The organism is Pseudomonadaceae bacterium SI-3, assembly GCA_004010935.1.
In the GTDB taxonomy this organism is placed as follows: Bacteria; Pseudomonadota; Gammaproteobacteria; order Pseudomonadales; family Pseudomonadaceae; genus Stutzerimonas.
Map to the genome: position 1 here is coordinate 3,307,974 of CP026511.1, position 21,307 is coordinate 3,329,280.

Annotated in this window: 19 protein-coding genes; 14 read left to right on the forward strand and 5 right to left on the reverse strand. The window is 61.2% G+C overall.

Features of this window, described 5'->3' with window-relative positions; genetic code table 11:
• Positions 1-150 precede the first annotated feature (150 nt).
• Positions 151-588: a hypothetical protein gene (locus C1896_15440; GenBank protein ID AZZ47695.1), complete on the reverse strand. Its 438-nt coding sequence runs from the start codon at positions 586-588 to the stop codon at positions 151-153.
• A gap of 240 nt (positions 589-828) precedes the next feature.
• Here C1896_15440 and C1896_15445 point away from each other — a divergent pair, with 240 nt between their 5' ends.
• Both C1896_15445 and C1896_15450 read left to right on the forward strand, forming a co-directional pair.
• Positions 829-1,692, forward strand: a complete 864-nt coding sequence (locus C1896_15445; protein ID AZZ46171.1) for an NAD(P)-dependent oxidoreductase — start codon at positions 829-831, stop codon at positions 1,690-1,692.
• A gap of 192 nt (positions 1,693-1,884) precedes the next feature.
• Positions 1,885-2,481, forward strand: a complete 597-nt coding sequence (locus C1896_15450) for a hypothetical protein (protein AZZ46172.1) — start codon at positions 1,885-1,887, stop codon at positions 2,479-2,481.
• A gap of 85 nt (positions 2,482-2,566) precedes the next feature.
• Here C1896_15450 and C1896_15455 read toward each other — a convergent pair whose 3' ends face one another.
• The 4 genes from C1896_15455 to C1896_15470 form a co-directional block, all read right to left on the reverse strand.
• Positions 2,567-3,349, reverse strand: a complete 783-nt coding sequence (locus C1896_15455; protein ID AZZ46173.1) for a dienelactone hydrolase — start codon at positions 3,347-3,349, stop codon at positions 2,567-2,569.
• A gap of 113 nt (positions 3,350-3,462) precedes the next feature.
• Positions 3,463-4,215 (reverse strand): DUF72 domain-containing protein, encoded by a 753-nt coding sequence (locus C1896_15460; GenBank protein AZZ46174.1) that lies wholly within the window; start codon positions 4,213-4,215, stop codon positions 3,463-3,465.
• Positions 4,216-4,250: 35 nt separating this feature from the next.
• On the reverse strand, positions 4,251-5,087 hold the full coding sequence (locus C1896_15465; GenBank protein ID AZZ47696.1) for a penicillin-insensitive murein endopeptidase: 837 nt from the start codon (positions 5,085-5,087) through the stop codon (positions 4,251-4,253).
• A gap of 38 nt (positions 5,088-5,125) precedes the next feature.
• Entirely contained in the window at positions 5,126-6,271 is a 1,146-nt protein-coding gene (locus C1896_15470) for a dipeptidyl aminopeptidase (GenBank protein AZZ46175.1), read from the reverse strand.
• Between the two features lie 164 nt (positions 6,272-6,435).
• Between C1896_15470 and C1896_15475 the strand changes: the two genes are divergently transcribed.
• The 12 genes from C1896_15475 (at position 6,436) to C1896_15530 (ending at position 21,270) form a co-directional block, all read left to right on the forward strand.
• Complete coding sequence (locus C1896_15475; GenBank protein AZZ46176.1) at positions 6,436-8,871, forward strand: RNA helicase; 2,436 nt, start codon at positions 6,436-6,438, stop codon at positions 8,869-8,871.
• 199 nt (positions 8,872-9,070) lie between these two features.
• Positions 9,071-10,102 carry a potassium channel protein gene (locus tag C1896_15480; protein ID AZZ46177.1) on the forward strand — a complete coding sequence of 344 codons (1,032 nt, stop codon included), beginning with the start codon at positions 9,071-9,073 and terminating at the stop codon, positions 10,100-10,102.
• A 203-nt stretch (positions 10,103-10,305) separates the two neighbouring features.
• Positions 10,306-10,731, forward strand: coding sequence for a DUF1810 domain-containing protein (locus tag C1896_15485; protein ID AZZ46178.1), 426 nt, complete (start codon positions 10,306-10,308; stop codon positions 10,729-10,731).
• Between the two features lie 94 nt (positions 10,732-10,825).
• The gene (locus tag C1896_15490; GenBank protein AZZ46179.1) at positions 10,826-12,481 is read left to right on the forward strand and encodes an FMN-binding glutamate synthase family protein; all 1,656 of its coding nucleotides are present in this window, start codon (positions 10,826-10,828) and stop codon (positions 12,479-12,481) included.
• 320 nt (positions 12,482-12,801) lie between these two features.
• Positions 12,802-13,683, forward strand: coding sequence for an aquaporin (locus C1896_15495; GenBank protein ID AZZ46180.1), 882 nt, complete (start codon positions 12,802-12,804; stop codon positions 13,681-13,683).
• Between the two features lie 12 nt (positions 13,684-13,695).
• Positions 13,696-15,207, forward strand: coding sequence for a glycerol kinase (glpK, locus tag C1896_15500; protein ID AZZ46181.1), 1,512 nt, complete (start codon positions 13,696-13,698; stop codon positions 15,205-15,207).
• Between the two features lie 143 nt (positions 15,208-15,350).
• A complete protein-coding gene (locus tag C1896_15505) occupies positions 15,351-16,109 on the forward strand; it encodes a DeoR/GlpR family transcriptional regulator (GenBank protein ID AZZ46182.1) in 759 nt (252 codons plus the stop codon).
• A gap of 627 nt (positions 16,110-16,736) precedes the next feature.
• Positions 16,737-18,287: a glycerol-3-phosphate dehydrogenase gene (locus C1896_15510; protein ID AZZ46183.1), complete on the forward strand. Its 1,551-nt coding sequence runs from the start codon at positions 16,737-16,739 to the stop codon at positions 18,285-18,287.
• 238 nt (positions 18,288-18,525) lie between these two features.
• A complete protein-coding gene (locus tag C1896_15515; protein AZZ46184.1) occupies positions 18,526-19,689 on the forward strand; it encodes a sodium:phosphate symporter in 1,164 nt (387 codons plus the stop codon).
• Positions 19,690-19,707: 18 nt separating this feature from the next.
• The gene (locus tag C1896_15520; protein ID AZZ46185.1) at positions 19,708-19,935 is read left to right on the forward strand and encodes a hypothetical protein; all 228 of its coding nucleotides are present in this window, start codon (positions 19,708-19,710) and stop codon (positions 19,933-19,935) included.
• Between the two features lie 20 nt (positions 19,936-19,955).
• A complete protein-coding gene (locus C1896_15525) occupies positions 19,956-20,924 on the forward strand; it encodes an ABC transporter substrate-binding protein (GenBank protein AZZ46186.1) in 969 nt (322 codons plus the stop codon).
• A 64-nt stretch (positions 20,925-20,988) separates the two neighbouring features.
• Entirely contained in the window at positions 20,989-21,270 is a 282-nt protein-coding gene (locus C1896_15530; protein ID AZZ46187.1) for a peptidylprolyl isomerase, read from the forward strand.
• Positions 21,271-21,307 lie beyond the last annotated feature (37 nt).

The following is a 21,307-nucleotide window of genomic DNA, read 5'->3' on the forward strand; positions in this document are numbered from 1 at the left end:
CCCTTACGACATCACGCTTTTGTAGGAGCCAGCTTGCTGGCGATCCGCACCTGCGCGGTGCCGAAAAGATCGCCAGCAAGCTGGCTCCTACAGGGGGCAATGCCAGCGAAGGCATTCGCGGCGCTGCGAGGTGCGGTTCAGGCGTGCCGGTTATTGCTTGAAGTAAGCGCGGGCGCGCTCGACCTCGGCAGCCGTCGGCTTGTAGCTGGTCCACTGATCCTGCTCTTTCTTCTTGTAGCGAATCACGCCTTGCGCCACGTCGAACTCGTAGAACGGATAGACCTCACGCAGGTTGTAGAACGCGGCCGGCGCGAAGAACAGGATGTCAGCGACAAGATAGCCACTGTTGAACTTGAGCGGGACGATCCCGTACATCGGTTCCATGCCGTCCTGCGTAGCGCGGAAGCGGTACTGACCGAAGCTGGTCGCCTTGTAGGTCTTGTTTACGGGGATTTTCAGTACCAGCGGAGCATCGTCGTTGATCTTGACAGCGAGGCTCGGGTCGCTGGAGCGCAGCGAAGTGGTGGCAGTACAGGCGGACAACAGCGCAGCGAGCAGCGGCAGTGCCAGGAGTTGCTTGGTTTTCATGGTCATTCCCTTGCAGATGGTAGGCGTGAACGGCCATGACATCCCTACGCTGGGGTGCTGCGGCCGTCCGTGGCGGGCGGCACTATAGGCCAGCGCAAATACATGGCCAAGCGCCATCTAGCGATACAGCGCCTTTACCGATCATCGGTCACCACCGGACGTCCACTCGGCACTCTGCCGAAACTTTCCCGCCAGGCACCAGCCGTACTTACAGAACCCACTTTCATGTCTGGAGTACCTATGGCTTATCCGAAGATCCACGCGCAGAAACAGGACCGTTTGCCCGGTCAGGAACGCGAGCTGCAGCCACCGGCCGAGTTCATTCGCGACAGTTACAAGGGCAGCGGAAAGCTCGCTGGCAAGGTCGCATTGGTCAGCGGTGGAGACAGCGGCATCGGCCGCGCGGCAGCGGTGCACTTCGCCCGAGAAGGCGCCGACGTAGCGATCATGTACCTCGATGAGCATCAGGATGCCGAAGACGCCAAGCGCATGATCGAAGCCGAGGGGCAGCGCTGCCTGCTGCTGCCAGGCGACATCCGCGACAGCAGCCACTGCAACGACGCGGTGGAGCAAACGGTGAAGACGTTCGGCCAACTGGACGTGCTGGTGAACAATGCCGGACGCCAGGAAGTCCAGACGCGGCTCGAAGACATCACCGATGAGCAGTGGGAGAAGACGTTCGCCACCAACATTCATGGCTACTTCTACCTCACCCGTGCTGCACTGCCCCACCTCAAGGCTGGCGCCTCGATCATCAACACTACGTCGATCAATTCCTTTATCGGCAACCCGATGCTGGTCGATTACACCTCGACCAAGGGCGCCATCGACGGGTTTACCCGCGCCCTGTCGCAACAACTGATCGAACGCGATATCCGCGTCAACCAGATCGCTCCCGGCCCGATCTGGACCCCGCTGCAACCGCCATCGCTGGGCAAGCACGACCCGGAACTGCTCGAAGACTTCGGCAGCCAGATGCCAATGGGGCGCTGCGGCCAGCCATCCGAGCTAGGCCCGGCCTACGTCTATTTGGCATGCGAGGACTCGTCCTACGTCAGCGGCCAGACGATCCATATCAACGGCGGCAAGGTGGTGAATGGCTAGCTGCAGCCAGCGATGGCGGCGATTCGACTGCGGTAACCGGGCAACGCGAGCAGCCGAAGCATCACGTAATGAGAACGCACGGAACCTTCGCCTCGCTGGTCTCGCCCAATAGACAGGACAGCGAGCACTCACAGGTCGAAACGCTCGCCGCGCATATCAACCGCAGCCAAGCCTGCAGAGAAAGGTGAAATCATGCCCCAGATCCTCATAGCGGCGTTTGATCGTTACGCCGAAGCCGAGCAAGTCAAAACCGAAATTCTGAGCAAAGGAATAACCAGCGACGCCATACAGATTTCCGCGTCCTTCAACCCGGACACCGTCGACAGCAGCCGCGTCGAGGTGGTGGGCGAAGAGCCGGGCGATGACGCCTCGGTAGCGGAGAAAATCGGCAGTTTCTTCGGCAAGGTTTTCGGTGACGACTCAAGCAAGCACGCCGGTCGTTACCCGGAAGCCGCCCGGCGCGGCTCGACCATCGTGACCGTCACGCTGGATACCGATGATGAAGTCGCCATGGTCGAAGAGTTGATGGAGCGCAACGGCGCGATCGATATCGACGAGCGCAGCGCCAGCTGGGGTGAAGAGGAAGCAACCCCTGTCACCGCCAGCACCGAAACGCTGACCACCGGCTATCCCGATGCCACCTCACTCAGTGTCGACGAACGCAAACTGGACGGAACGGCCAGCGGTGACCGCGGCGCAGCAGACGGATCAATTCCCGGGCGTGCCGAAAACGACAAGGCCGGGCGACGTGACAACACGGCTGGGCGTGTGCGGATCGTTCCGCGCTGAGATCATTTGCCGACCCGCGCAGGTCAGCCTCCATCTTTCTGAATAGCGGCTGACCTGACGCAACCGACCGCAACCTCCGGTCGCATCACTGCGAGACAAACACCTCGTCGAGCAGACTGTTCATGGCCTGAAATGCCCGCTCGGCCACTTCCGGATTGAACTCGTTGCGCCCAGGCACGTTGGCGTAAGGGTCGGTGAAGGAATGCACGGCGTTGCCATAGATGTTCATCTGCCAATCCGCATCGGTGGCTTTCATCTCGGCGATGAACGCATCGACCTGTTCTTTCGGTACCGCCGGGTCATCCGCACCATGCAACACCAGCACCGGCGCCTTGATCTGTTTGGCGTCGTCCGGGTTCGGCGTATCCAGGTTGCCATGGAACGAGACAAAGGCGTCCAGATCGGAGCCCGACCGGGCCAACTCAAGAACTGCACCGCCGCCAAAGCAGAAACCGATCGCCGCCATCTTGCCGGTATCCAGCGCCACCACCTGCTGCGACCTGAACGCCTCGACCGCAGCCTGGGCCCGTTTGCGCATCAGTGGCCGATCGCCACGTACCGATGTGGCAGCGGCCTTGGCTTCATCCGGATTGGATGGCCGCACCGACTTGCCATACAGGTCAGCCATGAACACGACGTACTTATCCCCGGCCGCGCGCGCCGCCTTTTCAGCGGAGCGCTCGGTGACGCCCAGCCAGTTCGGCACCATCAGCAAGCCGGGCCGCGGCGTGGTGACCGAATCGTCATAGACGAGCAGCCCCTCATAGGTTTCACCGGCGATCTCATAGGCATGTGGCTTGACCACCACCGCCGCTTCAGCGGCACCGACCATCCCGGCCAGCGCCAGGGCAATACACGTCTTGTTCATGGAGGCGTTCCTGCTCAGTGAGACGACTGTTCAACGGTAGCGGAAAACCCAGACCGTACCGGCTGGCCTTCCCTTCAGACCATTTCGGTTTGTGTCGCCACCTTGCGAGCAGGTCAGATTTGCTTGAGGCGATGCTGCAGTGCTAGCGCATTAGCGGTCGCCGCCCCGCTGGCGGTGTTGTCGAAAATGCACCAGCTGGCTGTGTCCGCTGGTTGCGTAGCGCTTCGCTCGGCCAGCCGCTCGGTCAAACCGTCGAGCCAATCGTCACCATACGAGGAGTAATAGATGCGCGGCGAGCCATGCAGACGGTAATAAGTGAAGCCATCCCAACCGCCCGGCTCGGCCGCCGCTGGAAAAGGCGCCGGGTCAGCCGCGACCCGTGCGATTCGAGCGTCCTGAAGCACTGGCTCGGCATCGAGCCAGCTCGGATGGCGCGGCTCGATCGCCACCAACCCGTCATAACGTGCTCTCAACGAGTCGATGAATGCACGGGCGACGCTCGGTTCGTAAACCAGCGAAGGTGGCAGCTGCACCAGCAGGCAGCCTAGCTTGTCAGCCAAATGGCCGCACTCGTGCAGAAACTGTTCGACCAGTTGATCGCAGCCATCCAGGCGCCGTTCATGGGTGATCTGCTTGGGTACCTTGACGCTGAAACGAAACCCGACCGGCACGCTTTCCGCCCACTTGGCGTAGGTCGTGGGCCGATGGGCACGGTAAAACGAGCTGTTGATCTCGACAGCGGGTAAACGAGCCGCGTACCGCTGCAGGTGCGTGCCCTCCACTGGAAACGCCGGCCATTGCTCGCGCGGCAAGCTCCAACCGGCGGTGCCGAGCAGAACGGAGGATTTTTCGCTGGCGATACTCACCGGACCGCTCCCGTTACGTTTTGCATCCCAACCGTCTACTGACTGAACACAGCGGCGCAGGCAGCGGGCAGGCGGCGACTTGGGCTGGCCATTGCCACGGGGCGCGGGGTCGGGAGAATCGCTTTGCAGCCCTCGCCCGGTGGCGGCGGTGGCTGGTCGACACACTCTGTCGAGCCCTCCGGACAGCGCAGACGAACATGCAGATGTTCGTCATGAAAAGGCCATGGGCGGATGCGTTGCAGCCAGGAGCGGTCGTCCCACTCACGCTCGCAGAGGTCTCGCTTGACCGCGGCATCGACGAAGATGCGCGTCACCCGCGGATCTTGCGCGGCAAGGCGGATCAGCTCGGCGTGCTGTTCGGTCCATCGAGCGCTGTCCAGTTCCCCGGTCGTTTCGTCGACGAGGATGGGTTGTTCGAGGCCCTCGCGCTCGCTGCGGGCCAGCGGCGGCAGGTCCAGACGGAACCAGATGTCGACGTCCAGACCGCTCTGGTGGCTAACGTGCCCATAGGACATCGGGCCACCGCGCGGCTGCGCCATATCGCCGACGAGCATGGGCCCGATGCCAGCCCCATCCAGCCGGCGACCAAGGTCCTGGATGTAATCAAGCAGCGCGGGATGTCCGTAGTGACGGTTACGCTGCATATCGACGGCCTGGTAACCCTCACCTTCGGGCGGCAGCTGTACCGCGCCAGCCAGACACGCTGCGCCATGCTTACCGATTATTCGCGGCTCGCCGGGTAGCGGCTCGGTGACGCTGGACCAGTCCCGGTCCGCCGCGTTGACCGCAGAAACCATCCATCCGGCCAGACCGCAGGCCGCCAGTACCCGCCTGCAAAGGTGACTCGACATGCTGATGTGTTGACTGCTCATAGCGACTTCGGAGTCCTTGTATCGATCTAAACCTTGCATCACCGCTGCTGACGAGAAAGCCAATCCAGCCCAGGCCGGTAAAGCATGTCGTGCTCGCCTTCGAACAGCACCAGCTCGGTAGGGCCCGATTTCAGGTACAGCAACACATCAGCATCCGCCTCGGCGAACTGCGGGAATTCATCGCTGCCGTTGGCCGATCGTTGACGCAAGGCATCCGGGACCTGGCGAGTCTCCATCAACTGGTCGATCTGCTCCTGAGGGATTCGATCCTCTTCCTTCGCCAGGTCGTTGAAGGCATGAAGCGCCTGCTCAGGCGGGACAGTGGTGTCATTGATGCCGTGAGCGATGAGTATGCGAATATCGCCCGCCACCTCCGGCACATAGCGACTCGGGCTGCGCTTGCGGCATTCATCAAAGGCGCTGGAGCCTTGGGTCGGCTCGCCGCCACAGGCCTGCTCGATTTCCCCGGCGTACTTTTCGCCGCGCGCTTTGTTCCACTGGTGCCAGGTCACCAGGTCATAAACCGGCACCCAAGCCGCAACGCCGGCAAACACATCGGGATTACGACTCGCCAGGTGCAGTGCATTCATCGCGCCGCCCGAATAGCCGAGCAGATAGATTCGCGACTCGTCAATTTCAGCATGTTCTCGCGCATATTCGAGCGCGTCCTGCATGTCAGAAATCGCCAGATCGGAGGCGGTCGACTCGGGACGACCATCGTTCTGACCTCGGAAGTTCGGGTGAATGAACACCCAGTCGTTCGCAATCGCGAACTGGCCCAGCGGAATGTCGATGTTCTGCAGGTAATCGGTGCTCCAGCTGTGCAGCACCATGAGCAGGGGCTTTTCCTTGTCTGAACCTGAGTCGTAGAACAGCGCCGCCTGCTCACTATCGTCGGCACTGGATGGGATCATGATGTCTTTTATTTCCGGCGTTGCTTCACGCCAGCGCGAGAGTTCGGCTATCGCCAGACCGCCCGGATAATTGGTGACCCGCAGGAGATCGCTGGGGTGCTTCAGATCCTCAGCCTGAACGCTCCCGACGCCAGCACCGGCCAGCATCAACATCCCGAGCATGACCGCACAGATGACCCGCCCGAACAGATCGTTGGCGCGCCATGAAGGACCATCGCCCACTGATACGGCCTGTAGTGAGCAGCTGCTTTCTCCGTTGCGAAGCACCATAGCCGTTGTCTCCCGCGAGTCGGTTTCGGACGTATAGAATTTGCGACTCCGAGCATCCCCATACGTTCGTCTGCGAGCCGACGCATGGCCGCCTGCCGTGCCGCTCGTATTGCGCGGCCCGATTGTCCAAACTTGCAGGACCCCTGATCAGAGAGGCGTCGATCATGCGCAAGGCCGAAGCCAAACAACGCCACACCCACAAACTCGAAAGACTTCAGCGCTTTTTGGACTGGGCCGCCGAGCGCCATCCCGATTTCGTACCGAAGAAAAATCACCAGGAAAAATGGTTCAGCACCTACCTCGGCCATCAGCCACCCGAAATTGGCCGTGCAGCGCGGTTGTTCTGGCTTGGGCTGGACGAGCCTACGGTCGAGGCGAATCTTGAGCACGCCGACCCGACTCACCTGATCGGCCGACTGCTGAACCGGGACGTGAACGATTTCAGTTGTACCGTCGACATCTTCGGTATTGAGAAATCGCTGGATTGCGGCCCGGTGCAGAACCTGCTGGAACCCGAATTTGCGCTGCGCATCGACGATAGCGAGTCGACCGAGGACTTTGAACGCAACGTCTGCGCTGCGGTGCAGGCCCTGGTCCGGGATCGCCTGCATGTCTTGGAGAAGCCGTTCACCAGCCTCAGCGAAGAACAGAAAGCCCAATGCCTGGAGCGCCTGCCCGTGCGGCTTTCACGCCTCGACGATTTTGCGGCGCGCGCCGTCGACATCGTCAACGAGGTCAAACACGAGCTGCGCTATGTGGTCGAGCTGCGCCACGGCGAGGTCGCCCTGGACATGCAAAGGCGCATTCCGGGCGGCCAAGGCCATGTGCTAAGCGAGCAAGAAGTCGCGCAGCTCAAAGACGAAGACCGTCAGGCGATGAATGCCAAGTTCGAGATGATGATCGAGGAAGCGCAGGACTTCGATCTGCAGCTGCTCGGCGAGAAGCGTCTGACCGAAGTCTTCATGATGGAGCCGAAAAAGCTGCGCCGGACCATCCGTTTCGCCCGCGAGGACAATCGCGAAAAGATGGCCTTCGCTGTGTTGCTGGAGAACAACCCGCGCTTCGTCCATTACCACAAGCTCTACGCCGCACGGCGCATCACTCGCACCTGGACCGCCCTGCTCGGCCCGACCAACAGCGGCAAGACTTATCAGGCGATCCAGGCCATGACCGGCGTGACCCACGCCATCTACCTGTCGCCGCTGCGCCTGATGGCCCTGGAAAACCAGGAACGCATCGAATCCATGGGCGTGCCTTGCTCGTTGGTCACCGGCGAAGAGGAAATCATCCGCGAAGGTGCGACCCACTATTGCTGCACCGTCGAGGAATTCGCCCGCTTCCGTCACGAGTCCTGGGACGTGGTGGTGATCGACGAAGTGCAGATGATGGCCGACTCGCAACGCGGCTGGGCCTGGGTCGATGCGCTGGTCAGCGCCTACACCCAGGACCTGATCATGACCGGCCCCGAGCTGATCCAGCCGTCGCTGAAAACCCTCTGTGATCTCTGCGAAGACCAACTGGTAGTCAAACGCACCAAACGACTTTCACCCGTGGACGTGGCGCGCCGCTCGACCAACCTCAAGCAGCTCGATGCCGGCTCGATGCTGGTCGCCTTCAGCCGCAGGACAGTGCTGGAGCTCAAGGCGATACTGGAGATGACCGGCAAGAGCGTCTCGGTGGTCTACGGTGCGCTGTCACCAGAAGTTCGCCGCGAGCAGGCACGTCGCTTCCGCGAAGGCGAAGCAGACCTCATGGTCGCCACGGATGCTGTGGGTATGGGCCTCAACCTGCCGGCGCACACGCTGTGCTTCTACACCGACGAAAAGTACGACGGCATCCAGAACCGCCAGCTGAAGGTGCAGGAGGTCAAGCAGATCGGCGGCCGCGCCGGGCGCTTCGGTCATCACGACAGCGGCCTCATCACCGCGCTGGACGGGCAGACGCTGCAGTCGATCAAGCGCCTGTTCCACAGCGACGACTTGCCGGTGGACCTGACGCAGTTCCAGGTAAGGCCCTCCATCGAGCACCTGCAAGCCATCTCCGAACTGATGAACGAGCCGAGCCTGTTGCGGGCCTGGCTGACGTTCAACCGCAACATCAACTACGGCGACGAATTCATATCGATCCTGCCCGACGAGCTGGCGGAATGGATCAAGCTGATCGACGACCCGACCATCGACCTGCCGTTGCGCTGGATATTTGCCTGCACACCAATACGCGGAGGTCTCGACAGCCCGGCCGCCGTTTTCGCCCAGCAATGGCTGAGGAAGGTCGCGCAGGACAAGGAGATCCCATTGCCGCGGCTGATCATCGATGCCGACCTGGCCACGTTGGAAAGCTCGCTGCACGTCATCGAAACCTACCTGCACCTGGCGCGCACGCTGCCGGCGCATTTTCCGGCGCTGGAGCAGGCCGAAGAGCATCGCAGTCTCCTTAATGGCGCCATCACCCGTGAGCTTTCACGCCAGCGCAAGCCACGCAGCTCGGACCGCCGCCGCGGATCCGGCGACAACCGCAATTGCAAGGGCTGTGGCAAGGCCATGCCGATGGCAGCACGCAAGTTTCGGCTGTGCCAGAGCTGTTTTCGTGAGCAACGCTAGGACAGTTCGGGCGCTTGGCGGAACCGCCGCTCATACGCACACCACTACGCCACTCAGGTACCGCTGCTAGCCCATGGCGGGCAGCGAGGCTGGCAAGCTGCGGCTTCGGCCCTTAGGATGCGGCAGGTCTATAGCGTGACCGGGACCATTCAGAGCCTCGTTACGATGGCCATTACCGAAAGCCATGGAGTCAGGGCCGATGTCGATCATTATTCAGTTGCGCAGGCAACTGGCGGCTGTTACCAGCCGATTTGGCTGGGCCGCACTGTTATTCGCGCTTTTAGTGCATGCCGGCGTGTCCTACCTCGGTTTGCGTCTGTTCGCCGAAGCGCCGCTCACCGAGCTGAAAACCTTCATCTACTTCTATCTGACCACCGCACTGACCGTCGGCTACGGTGACTTCTCACCGCAGACTGCTGGCGGTCGCATCTTTGTTTCCACCTGGCTGATGGTCGGCGGCATCGCGCTGCTGACCGCCGTCATCGGCAAAACCACCAATTCCATCATTGCAGTCTGGAGGAAAGGCATGAAAGGCAAAGGAACGTTCGCCACCTGCACGGGCCATACCGTTGTCATCGGTTGGGAAGGCGAAATCAGCGAGCGTGTCGTCGAGCTGCTGCATGAAGACGAAACCTCCAACGACCACCTGATCGTCATCTGCGACACGGCGCTTGAAGAAAACCCGATGCCAGGCAAAACTGAGTTCATCCATGGCGAGAGCCTGTCGTCCCTGGCACTGCTGCAGCGCGCCGGGGTGAAAGGGGCCGAACGCACACTGGTGCGCACCGGCTCGGACGACCTGACGCTCGCGGTCGTGCTGACCATCAACCAGCTCAATCCGGTCGGTCATGTGGTTGCCCATTTCAGCAGCAGCGAGACCGCCCGACTGGCGCGCAGCTATGCGCCCAAACTGGAATGCACCTCCAGCATGGCCATCGAGATGCTGGTGCGTTCGTCTCAGGACCCAGGCTCCTCGGTGATCATCAATGAGCTGCTGAGCGTCGGCCAAGGCGCGACCCAGTACCGCCTGCTACTGCCCGAGAGCTACGAAAGCACGGTCGGCGCGCTGTACAAGCAATTGAAAGACCGGCACAACGCGACGCTGATCGGCTACCGAGCCAAGGACCAGACCCAACCGATCATCAACCCGGGCAACGAAATCCCGGTGCGCGGCGGCGAGCTGTTCTATATTGCCAACACACGCCTCGCCGGCCTGGGTGACGCCAGCTGAGCATGACGCTGCGCCGAGCGGACATGCGTTCGTAGGGCCGAACGTGTTCGGCCCTACGAACGCCAATGAACCCAATGAAGCCCCGCGGGCGTTGACTCACCTGGCCTGCCATCGACGACACCCGGCTCTCGCTCCCTCCATCTCGGGAATCAACCCCGCCATCCCGGCTCTGATTAAGACAGTCTGAGCAATCGGGAGGCACCATGAGCGACCCACACGATCTGCAGCGATTCGTCGACGCCCAGCAATCGATCTACGACCGCGCGCTGGCGGAACTCAACGCCGGCCACAAGCAAAGCCACTGGATGTGGTTCATCTTTCCGCAGATAGCAGGCCTCGGCCACAGCGACATGGCGCGTCGCTACGCCATCAAGGATGCGGACGAAGCGACCGCGTATCTAGAGCACCCTCTGCTCGGGCCTCGCCTGGAGCAATGCGCGCAAGCACTGCTCGCCCATGCCGAGCGTCCGGCACGGCAGATTCTGGGTTCACCCGATGACATGAAGCTTCGCTCGAGCATGACGCTGTTCGCTGCCGTTGCGCCTGAACGGTCGACGTTTCAAGCGGTGCTGGATGCGTTCTTCGCGGCCGATCCCGACTCGGCGACGCTATCACGCTTGGATCGTTAAGCGGCTCGGGCGCAGACCTCCGATAGGCGGACCGAGGCCGGTACGATAGGCTTCTCGCTTTATGGCAGGTCCGCCGCCCCTCAGAGGTGCACAGATGAATCTCTCGCTGTTCAGCCGTTACGCTTTTTTCGTCCTGTGCGCTGCCACTGCCGTGCTTTGCCTCCCTTTCCTGAGCCACCCTTGGGTGTGGCCGTTGTTCGTCGTCACGGCGCTGCTGACCCTTATCGGCATTCGTGATCTTCGCCAGTGCGAACATGCGGTTCGGCGCAATTACCCGATCCTCGGCAACATCCGATACCTGGTCGAAGGCATCCGCCCGGAGATTCGTCAGTACCTGCTTGAAAGCGATCAGGAGCGCGTACCGTTTTCCCGCGCACAACGCTCGCTCGTTTATGCACGGGCGAAAAACGAGGTGGATGACAAACCCTTCGGCACCCTTATCGACGTATACGAACCGGGATACGAATGCATCGGCCATTCGATCCGCACCGCAGCGGTCAGCGATCCCGAAACCTTCCGCGTATCGATCGGCGGGCCGCAGTGTGAGCAGCCCTACTCCGCTTCGGTGTTCAACATTTCAGCGATGAGCTTCGGCTCGCTCAGTGGCAATGCGATTCAGGCGTTGAACCGAGGCGCCAAACTCGGTGGTTTCTACCACGACACAGGCGAAGGCAGCATCAGCAGCTACCATCGCCAGCACGGCGGGGATCTGGTCTGGGAACTGGGCAGCGGTTATTTCGGCTGTCGAACCGAAAGCGGTGCATTCGATCCGGATCGCTTCGCCGTTCAGGCACGGGATCCGCAGGTCCAGATGATCGAGATAAAGCTGAGCCAAGGCGCCAAACCAGGGCACGGCGGCATCTTGCCGGGGCGCAAGGTCAACGCGGAAATCGCGTCCACCCGCGGCGTGCCGGAGGGCGTGGACTGCATTTCCCCCGCGAGCCATAGCGCCTTCAGCACACCCTTGGAGTTGATGAATTTTATCGCCCGTCTGCGCGAACTGTCCGGCGGCAAGCCGGTCGGTTTCAAGCTGTGCATCGGCCATCCGTGGGAATTCGTTGGCATCGTCAAGGCGATGCTGGGGAGCGGTATCTATCCGGATTTCATCGTGGTCGACGGTAAGGAAGGCGGCACGGGCGCGGCGCCCGTCGAGTTCACCAACCACATCGGCATGCCACTGCGCGAATGCCTGCTGTTCGTGCATAACGTGCTGGTCGGCTGCAATCTGCGCGAGCACATTCGCATCGGTGCCAGCGGCAAGATCGTCAGCGCCTTCGACATCGCCAGCGTCCTGGCCATGGGCGCGGACTGGGTGAACTCGGCTCGTGGGTTCATGTTCGCGATCGGCTGCATTCAGTCGCAGCATTGCCACACCAATCGCTGCCCCACCGGCGTTGCCACCCAGGACCCGCTGCGCCAACGCGCTCTGTTGGTTCCGGATAAGGCCAATCGAGTGTTCAGCTTTCACCGCAACACCGTGCACGCGCTGGCCGAACTGCTTGCAGCTGCCGGCTTGTCACATCCTGCCGAACTGGGCCCGCATCACCTGATCCGGCGCGTCAGCTCAACGGAAATCAAGCTGTTCTCGCAGCTCTACTATTTCGTCCAGCCCGGTGCGCTGTTGAAGCCAAAGATCGACAGCGAGTTCTTCGCCAGGATCTGGAGCATGGCCCAGGCAGACAGCTTCGAAGCCATGCCGCAGAAAACTGAGCGTGGGGCCGCGCAGGTCGAGGAACCACTGATCAGTTAACCCCTCCAACCAGCGGATCGCAGCCGGCCTCCGAGGTCGTTGCGATCCGACTGCGTCAATGGCCGTGCTTTTGTCGGCCTGCAAGTTCCAGCGGCTGCCACATCAAAACCTGGCCGCCAGCCGCTCAGGCCATCATTTGCGCGCCGGAAATTTGCCACTCTCGACAGACACTACGCTGTTTCGTCAGCTTTCCGTTGAAATGTTCAGCTTTTTACTTTGACAGCCCGTACTTTTGACTTTAAGTTTTCACTTCCGAACATTTCCGAACCCTCGCAGTATTCGGATCATAAAAACAACAGTCCCATAAAGAGGTTCTGCGCATGAGTAACCCGTCCACCCCGACGCTTCGGGGGCAATGCATCGCCGAGTTTCTCGGCACCGCCCTGTTGATCTTCTTCGGTACCGGCTGCGTGGCGGCACTCAAGCTCGGCGGCGCAGATCTAGGTCTTTGGGAAATAAGCGTTATATGGGGTATTGGCGTGAGCATGGGCGTCTACCTCGCGGCCGGTGTATCCGGTGCTCACCTGAACCCTGCGGTATCCATTGCGCTCTGGCTGTTCGGCACTTTCGAGCGTAACAAGGTGCCGGCTTATATCCTCGCCCAGACCGCCGGCGCCTTCTGTGCCGCTGCGTTGGTTTATGGACTTTACAGCAGCCTGTTTTTCGATTTCGAACAGGCCCAGCAGATGACTCGCGGCAGTGTTGCCAGCCTCGAGCTCGCATCGGTGTTCTCCACCTACCCGCACCCTTCGCTTTCGATCGGCCAGGCGTTTCTGGTGGAAGTGGTGATTACCGCTATCCTGCTGGGGATGATCATGGCCCTGACCGATGATGGTAACGGTCTGCCCCGCGGCCCGCTGGCGCCCTTGTTGATCGGTCTCCTGATTGCGGTGATCGGCGGCGCGATGGGGCCGCTGACCGGGTTCGCGATGAATCCGGCACGCGACTTCGGACCCAAGCTGATGACCTTCTTCGCAGGGTGGGGACAGGTCGCATTCACCGGCGGCCGGGATATCCCCTACTTCCTGGTCCCGCTGATCGCCCCGGTCATTGGCGCCTGCCTCGGGGCCGCTGGTTACAAGGCACTGATCTGCAAGCATCTACCGGGCGTTGGCGGTGCTTGCGCTGTTCCGGAACCGGAACCAAAACCAGAGGCCGACCGCTACTCCAAACACGATGTCACTGCCCAAGAAGCTCGTTAAGGAATCGACACCATGAGCAACCAGAACAACAAGCAATTCATCGTCGCCCTCGACCAGGGGACCACCAGCTCGCGGGCCATCGTGCTCGACCGCAACGCCAACGTGATCACCATCGCTCAGCGCGAGTTCGCACAGATCTACCCACAACCAAGCTGGGTCGAGCATGACCCTATGGAAATCTGGGCCACTCAGAGCGGCGTGTTCGTCGAGGCGCTGGCACAGGCCGGCATCACCAATGAGCAGGTTGCCGCGATCGGTATTACCAACCAGCGCGAAACCACCATTGTCTGGGACAAGAACACCGGCCGGCCGATCTACAACGCCATTGTCTGGCAGAGCCGCCAGAGCACGCCGATCTGCGATCAGCTCAAACGCGACGGTATGCAAGACCATATCCGCAAGACCACCGGCCTGGTCATCGACCCCTACTTCTCCGGCACCAAGATCAAGTGGATCCTCGATCACGTCGAGGGCAGCCGTGAGCGCGCGCGCCGAGGCGAGCTGCTGTTCGGCACCGTTGATTGCTGGCTGATCTGGAAAATGACCCAGGGCAAGGCCCACGTCACCGACTACACCAACGCTTCGCGCACCATGCTGTTCGACATCCACAAGCTGGACTGGGACCCCGTGATGCTGGAGACGCTGGATATTCCGCGCGAAATGCTGCCGGAAGTGCGTTCCTCCTCAGAAGTCTACGGCCACGCCTATCTCGGCTCCGGCCAGAGCACCGGCATTCCCATCGCCGGCATCGCGGGCGATCAGCAGGCCGCGCTGTTCGGCCAGATGTGCGTCGAGCCCGGCCAGGCGAAGAACACCTACGGCACCGGCTGCTTCCTGCTGATGAACACCGGCACCAAGGCCGTGCAGTCCGAACACGGACTACTCACCACCATAGCCTGCGGTCCTAAGGGCGAGGTCAACTACGCCCTTGAAGGCGCCATCTTCAATGGTGGTTCCACCGTGCAGTGGCTGCGCGACGAGCTCAAGGTGATCAACGATTCGCTGGATTCCGAGTACTTCGCCACCAAGGTGCAAGACAGCAACGGTGTTTATCTGGTGCCGGCGTTCACCGGGCTCGGTGCGCCGTACTGGGATCCGCGCGCCCGTGGCGCACTGTTCGGCCTGACGCGGGGTGTAAAGGTCGACCACATCATTCGCGCCGCGCTGGAATCCATCGCCTACCAGACCCGCGACGTGCTCGACGCCATGCAGCAGGACGCCGGCGAGCGCCTGCGTTCACTGCGCGTGGATGGCGGTGCGGTGGCGAACAACTTCCTCATGCAGTTCCAGGCCGACCTGCTCGGCACCCAAGTCGAACGCCCAGAAATGAAGGAAACCACCGCTCTCGGTGCTGCCTACCTGGCAGGCCTGGCGACCGGCTTCTGGAGCAGCCTGGACGAGTTACGCGGCAAGGCCACCATCGAGCGCGTGTTCGAACCGGCCTGCGACGATGAGAAGCGCGAAGCACTCTATAAAGGCTGGAAGAAGGCGGTTGGCCGCACCCGCGACTGGGAAGAGGAATAAGCCTCGACGTCCAAACGCACCACACCTCGCGCCCGGCCCGGGTCTTAACCGTGCCGGGCGCGCTTATTCGCAAACGAACAATTCTTTAATCAAACCCCAGACTGCGGCATCCTTCACGGCATATCGATAAGAAGGAAGCCTCCATGAGTCTGGCCCCACGACAGCAAAGCATTCTCGAACTGGTCCGCGAACGCGGCTACGTCAGCATCGAAGAGCTGGCGCAGCAGTTTGCAGTCACGCCCCAGACCATCCGCCGTGATATCAACCAGCTAGGCGAAGCCGGCCTGCTTCGCCGCTACCATGGCGGCGCCGCCCACGATTCCAGCGTACAGAACACCGCCTATACCCAACGCGCCCGGCAGATGCGCGACGAGAAGCGCCGCATCGCCGACGCTATGGCTGCACACATTCCCGATCAGGCGTCGCTGTTCATCAACATCGGCACCACCACCGAAGCCATCGCCCACGCCCTGCTCAACCATCGCGATCTCAAAGTCATCACCAACAACCTGCACGTGGCGAGCATCCTCAGCCCCAAGGAAGATTTCGACGTGTTGATTGCAGGCGGCAACGTGCGCAGCGATGGCGGTGTGGTCGGCCAAGCCACAGCGGATTTTATCGGTCAGTTCAAGGTCGACTTCGCACTGATCGGCATCAGCGGGATCGACGAGGACGGCACCCTGCTGGACTTCGATTACCAGGAAGTGCGCGTCTCGCAGGCCATCATCAACAACGCCCGCCAGGTCTTCCTCGCCGCCGACTCGAGCAAATTCGGCCGCAACGCCATGACCCGCCTCGGCTCGCTTGAACAGATCGACATGTTGTTTACCGAGGCCCAGCCACCCGAGGCGTTTCTCGAGTTGCTCAGCCGGCACAAGGTCAAACTGGAAGTGACTGGCTGAAGCGTTCGTGTCGGTGTTCGTCAGCCCGCGGCGAGACCAACACCGACTCGCCCTTAGCTGCACCATGCGCCTGATGGCGCACCTCGCGACGACTCCTGATTTGACGGTGGCTAATACCTAACCTTGCAGTGGCGGAACCGGTGGGCTGAAGCCCACCCTACTCGGCCGCAGCCTACCCTCTAACTGCCGATACGTTCGTGTCGGTGTTCGTCAGCCCGCGGCAAGGCCAACACCGTCCCGCCCTCCGCTGCACCATGCGTCTAATGGCGCACCTCGCGCTGACTCTTGATTTGACGGTGGCTAATACCTGACCTTGCAGTGGCGGCACCGGTGGGCTGAAGCCCACCCTACTCGGCCGCAGCCTACCCTCTAACTGACGATACCTTCGTGCCGATGATCGTCAGCCGCCGCAGCAGTAGGGTGGGCTTCAGCCCACCAATAGCATTGCCATAACCTCTCACGCCTACACTGACGGCGCGCATTCGCTGACCGGCATTATCTCAATGCCCGGCTAAGCACCAATTATCTGCTCGTATAGGTTCGATTATTTTCTTTTGATATAAAAAATGAACATCAGCTATAGAGAGCCATTCATATGTGCGCTAGGATGTTCACATTCGAAAATTAATGTTCGTTCTTGAGGAGAATCCCGTGACTGAGACCGTCTCCGAGCTGTACGACATCGCTGTGATTGGCGGTGGCATCAATGGTGTGGGCATCGCTGCTGATGCAGCCGGACGCGGCTTGTCGGTGTTTCTGTGCGAGCGTGATGATTTGGCCAGCCACACGTCGTCGGCCAGCAGCAAACTGATTCATGGTGGCCTTCGCTATCTGGAGCACTACGAATTCCGCCTCGTGCGCGAAGCCCTGGCCGAGCGTGAAGTGCTCCTGGCGAAAGCGCCGCATATCGTCAAACCCATGCGTTTCGTCCTGCCGCATCGTCCGCACCTGCGCCCCGCCTGGATGATTCGCGCCGGGCTGTTTCTCTACGACAACCTTGGCAAGCGCGAGAAGCTGCCTGCTTCGCGCGGCCTGCGCTTTGGTAGTGAAAGCCCCCTCAAGCCCGCCATCAAGCGCGGCTTCGAATATTCCGACTGCTGGGTCGACGATGCGCGACTGGTCGTGCTTAACGCCATGGCTGCGCGGGAAAAAGGCGCGCACATCCACACCCGCACCCAATGCCTGAGCGCCAAGCGCGCCGGCGGCATCTGGCATGTCGAACTGCAGCGTCAGGATGGCAGCCGTTTCTCCCTACGCGCCAAGGCGCTGGTCAACGCGGCTGGGCCCTGGGTGGCGCAGTTCATCGGTGAGAACCTACAGCAACGCTCGCCTTACGGCATCCGCCTGATTCAGGGCAGCCACATCATCGTGCCGAAACTGTACGAAGGTGAGCAGGCCTACATCATGCAGAACGAGGATCGGCGCATCGTCTTCGCCATCCCGTACCTGGACCGCTACACCATGATCGGAACTACCGACCGCGAATACCGCGGCGACCCTGCCACGGTCAGCATCAGTGAAGAAGAGATCGCCTATGTCCTGGGCGTCGCCAATAGCCATTTCCGCAAGCAGCTGAAAGCGGATGACATCGTTCATACGTTTGCCGGTGTTCGGCCATTGTGTGACGACGAGTCGGATAACCCATCGGCGGTGACGCGCGATTACACCTTGTCTCTGGCTGCCGAAGAGAAGCAGGCGCCCTTGCTCTCTGTGTTCGGCGGCAAGCTGACCACCTACCGCAAACTCGCCGAATCGGCGATGGCTCAGCTCAAGCCATTTTTCCCGAAAATGGGCCCAAGTTGGACCGCCAAGGATACGTTGCCTGGCGGGGAAGGCATGACCACCGCCGAGGCGCTTGCTGCTGAGTTGATGGCCGGGGTGAAGGGCATCGATCAACCCCTGGCCAAACGTTGGGCGACCCTCTACGGCAATCGCGTTTGGCGCATGCTCGGCGATGCCCGCTCGATCGATGCACTCGGTGAAGACCTCGGCCAGCGCCTGTATGCCCTGGAAGTCGACTACCTTCGTCGTGAAGAATGGGCGACGCAGCTCGACGATATCCTCTGGCGCCGGACCAAGCTCGGTCTGGCGTTCGATGACGCTGACAAGTCGCGCCTGGAACGGTATCTGGTCGAGCGCCCCACAGCCGAAGCCACACGCAGCAGCAACGCTGCCTGAGCGTGGCTCACGAGCGGTAGCGAACGGAGCCTGTTAGCGGCAGGCTCCTGCCTCCCTTTCCCGTCAGCAACGCACCACCTACGGCCTGCAATCCGCGCGAAATGACGCTGCGCGGGCTCAGATAGCATTCCTATCGTTGCGCCCACTGACCGTTAGTCTCCCTCTGCCGTTGCGGTCATCAAGTGTTCACAGCCGAGGCACACCGTCGAGCAACTGACACGCTCACGGGAGTTGCCTGATGACGATGAACGCCGGTGCCCTGGCGGCAAAATCCTCCACTCCGATTACGCGTCAATGGCTGTCCTGGCTGCTGGTGGTCACGCTGATCTATCTGCTGCTGGCTGCGGTCGGCGCGATCGGCGACGGCTTCAAAGCCGCGGTGGGCGACAACGCAAAAGAATTGTTCGCTTTCGCCACCAACCCCTTTGTCGGGCTGATGATCGGCCTGGCTGCCACGGCGCTGATTCAGAGTTCCAGCACGGTGACCTCCATCATCGTGGGCATGGTCGCCGGTGGCCTGCCGATCCCTATCGCGATTCCGTTGATCATGGGCGCAAACATCGGCACATCGCTGACCAGCACCATTGTCAGCCTCGGCCATATCCGCAGTGGTGAAGAGTTTCACCGAGCCTTCGCTGCGGCCACGGTGCATGACGCCTTCAACATCACAGCGGTGACCATCCTGCTGCCGGTGGAGTTGCTCTTTCATCCACTGGAGCGCATGTCACAGGCGCTTGCGGGCCTGCTGGTGCATGACAGTGCCGGCGTCGACATGAAGAGCATGAACTTCATGAAGACCCTACTGACCCCTGCCAGCGAGCTGCTCGAAGCCAGCGTGTCCTGGCTGCCCAGCAAGGTGTGGGCCGGCGTCGGGCTGATCATCATCGGGATCGGGCTGATCCTCTTCGTGGTTCAGGCGATTGGCAAGGTGCTGCGCAAGGTGATGGTGGGTCGCGCGAAAGACATCATGCATGCAAGCGTCGGACGCGGACCGGTGTCCGGCATTGCCTCTGGAACGGTCATCACCATACTGGTGCAATCGTCATCCACCACAACAGCACTGATAGTGCCGTTGGCTGGCACGGGCGTGTTCACGCTCCGGCAGGTCTATCCATTCACCCTGGGTACGAACATTGGCACCTGCGTCACCGCCCTGCTGGCCGCCACGGCAATCGCCGGCCCCACGGCAGAACTGGCGATGCAGATCGCGCTGGTGCATCTGATGTTCAACCTCCTGGGGATCTCCATCATCTACGTGCTGCCGTTCCTGCGCGGCGTGCCTCCGGCGATTGCCAACTTCCTCGCGGACCTGGCTCAGCGCAACAAGCTGTATGTCGGGGCCTATATCGGCGGCGTGTTCTTCGGCCTTCCGTTGCTGCTTATTGGCGGCAGCCAACTCTGATCCTGCCTGGAGCCAATCATGCAAAGCGAACGCCGCATCCAGACCGAGAACCGCATCCGCGAACTCCGTGAATCGCTGAACGAACTCGAGGCCCAGCTCGAACGCATCGACGGACAGGAACAGCAAGCGCAACACCGTGAAATCGACCATCTGGATGACTACATCAATGCCGTGGACACGCGCTTCAACAGCCTTCAGCTGTTCTGGACCACGCTCAAGGCTGACTGGCTAAAACCGAAATCCTGAGCCGGTAGAAGGAACTCTCCATGCACATCGCCAAATCCAGCGCTTTAATGCTGATCAGCCTATTGCTTGCCCTGCACACCACGCTCGCATCAGCCGAGGGAGCAACGGAGGCAGCGGCATCCGAAGGGCTGCTCATCGACGGATCGAGCACGGTTTACCCGCTAACCCGTGAAGCGATAAAACGGTTTCAGCGTGCCCGCCCCGGACATCCGATCAACGTTGAGTTTTCCGGGACCACCGCGGGTTTTCGTCGATTCTGCGCCGGCGAGACGGATATCAATGATGCGTCGCGCGAAATGAACACCGAAGAACAGGCAGAGTGCGCCAAGAATGGCGTCCGCTACCGCAAGATCCCCCTGGCCATGGACTCCATTGCGGTAGTGGCACATCCCAGCAACCACTGGGCGAAAGACATCACGGTAGATGAACTCAAGGCCCTATGGGCACCGGATGCAGAAGGTCGGGTCACGCGCTGGAACCAGATCCGCCCCGAATGGCCTGACCGCCCCGTGAAACTGTTCGGACGGGGTCAGGACTCGGGCACCTACGATGTCTTTACCCGCGAGATCGTCGGCGCGACGCACCGCAGCCGTCAGGACTACACCGCCAGCGAAAACGAGGAACAACTGGCCGCCGGGATTGCGGCCGAGCCCGATGCGCTCGGTTTCTTTGGCATCGGTGCGTACCATCGGCATTGGGACGAACTGAAGTTGCTCGCCGTGGACAACGGCAACGGACCGGTTTACCCGACGCTCGCCACGGTCAGCGAAGGACGCTATCAGCCACTGACGCGCCCGCTGTTTGTATACCTGAACGAAGAGAGCCTGCAGCGCAAACCGATCACCCGCGCATTCGTTGAACACTATCTGCAGGGGTTGCCCGGCTGGATTCACTTCACCGGCTACATGCCACTCAGTGCCGAGCAATACGAACGCAGCCTGGCGACCCTGCAGAACTCACCGAAGCAGCCCTCGCCCGAGCCGAACTGAACCGATGCTTGAATCGCTGAGCAAATCCGGTAGGCTCGCACCTTTCCCACTGGAGTAGACCCACATGGCACGAGCCACCGCCCGCCACATCCTTGTTCCCACCGAAGCAAAGTGCAACGAGCTGAAGGCTGCCATCGAAGGCGGTGCCGATTTCGCTCAGGTTGCCAAGGACAATTCCACCTGCCCGTCCAGCCGTCAGGGCGGCGACCTGGGCTCGTTCGGCCCCGGTCAGATGGTCAAGGAATTCGACACCGTAGTTTTCAGCGCCCCAATCAATGAAGTCCAAGGCCCAGTGAAAACCCAGTTCGGTTATCACCTGCTGGAAGTGACCAGCCGCCAGGACTGATCCCTCGGCCCCTGCACCTCAAATGCGGGGGCGCCGC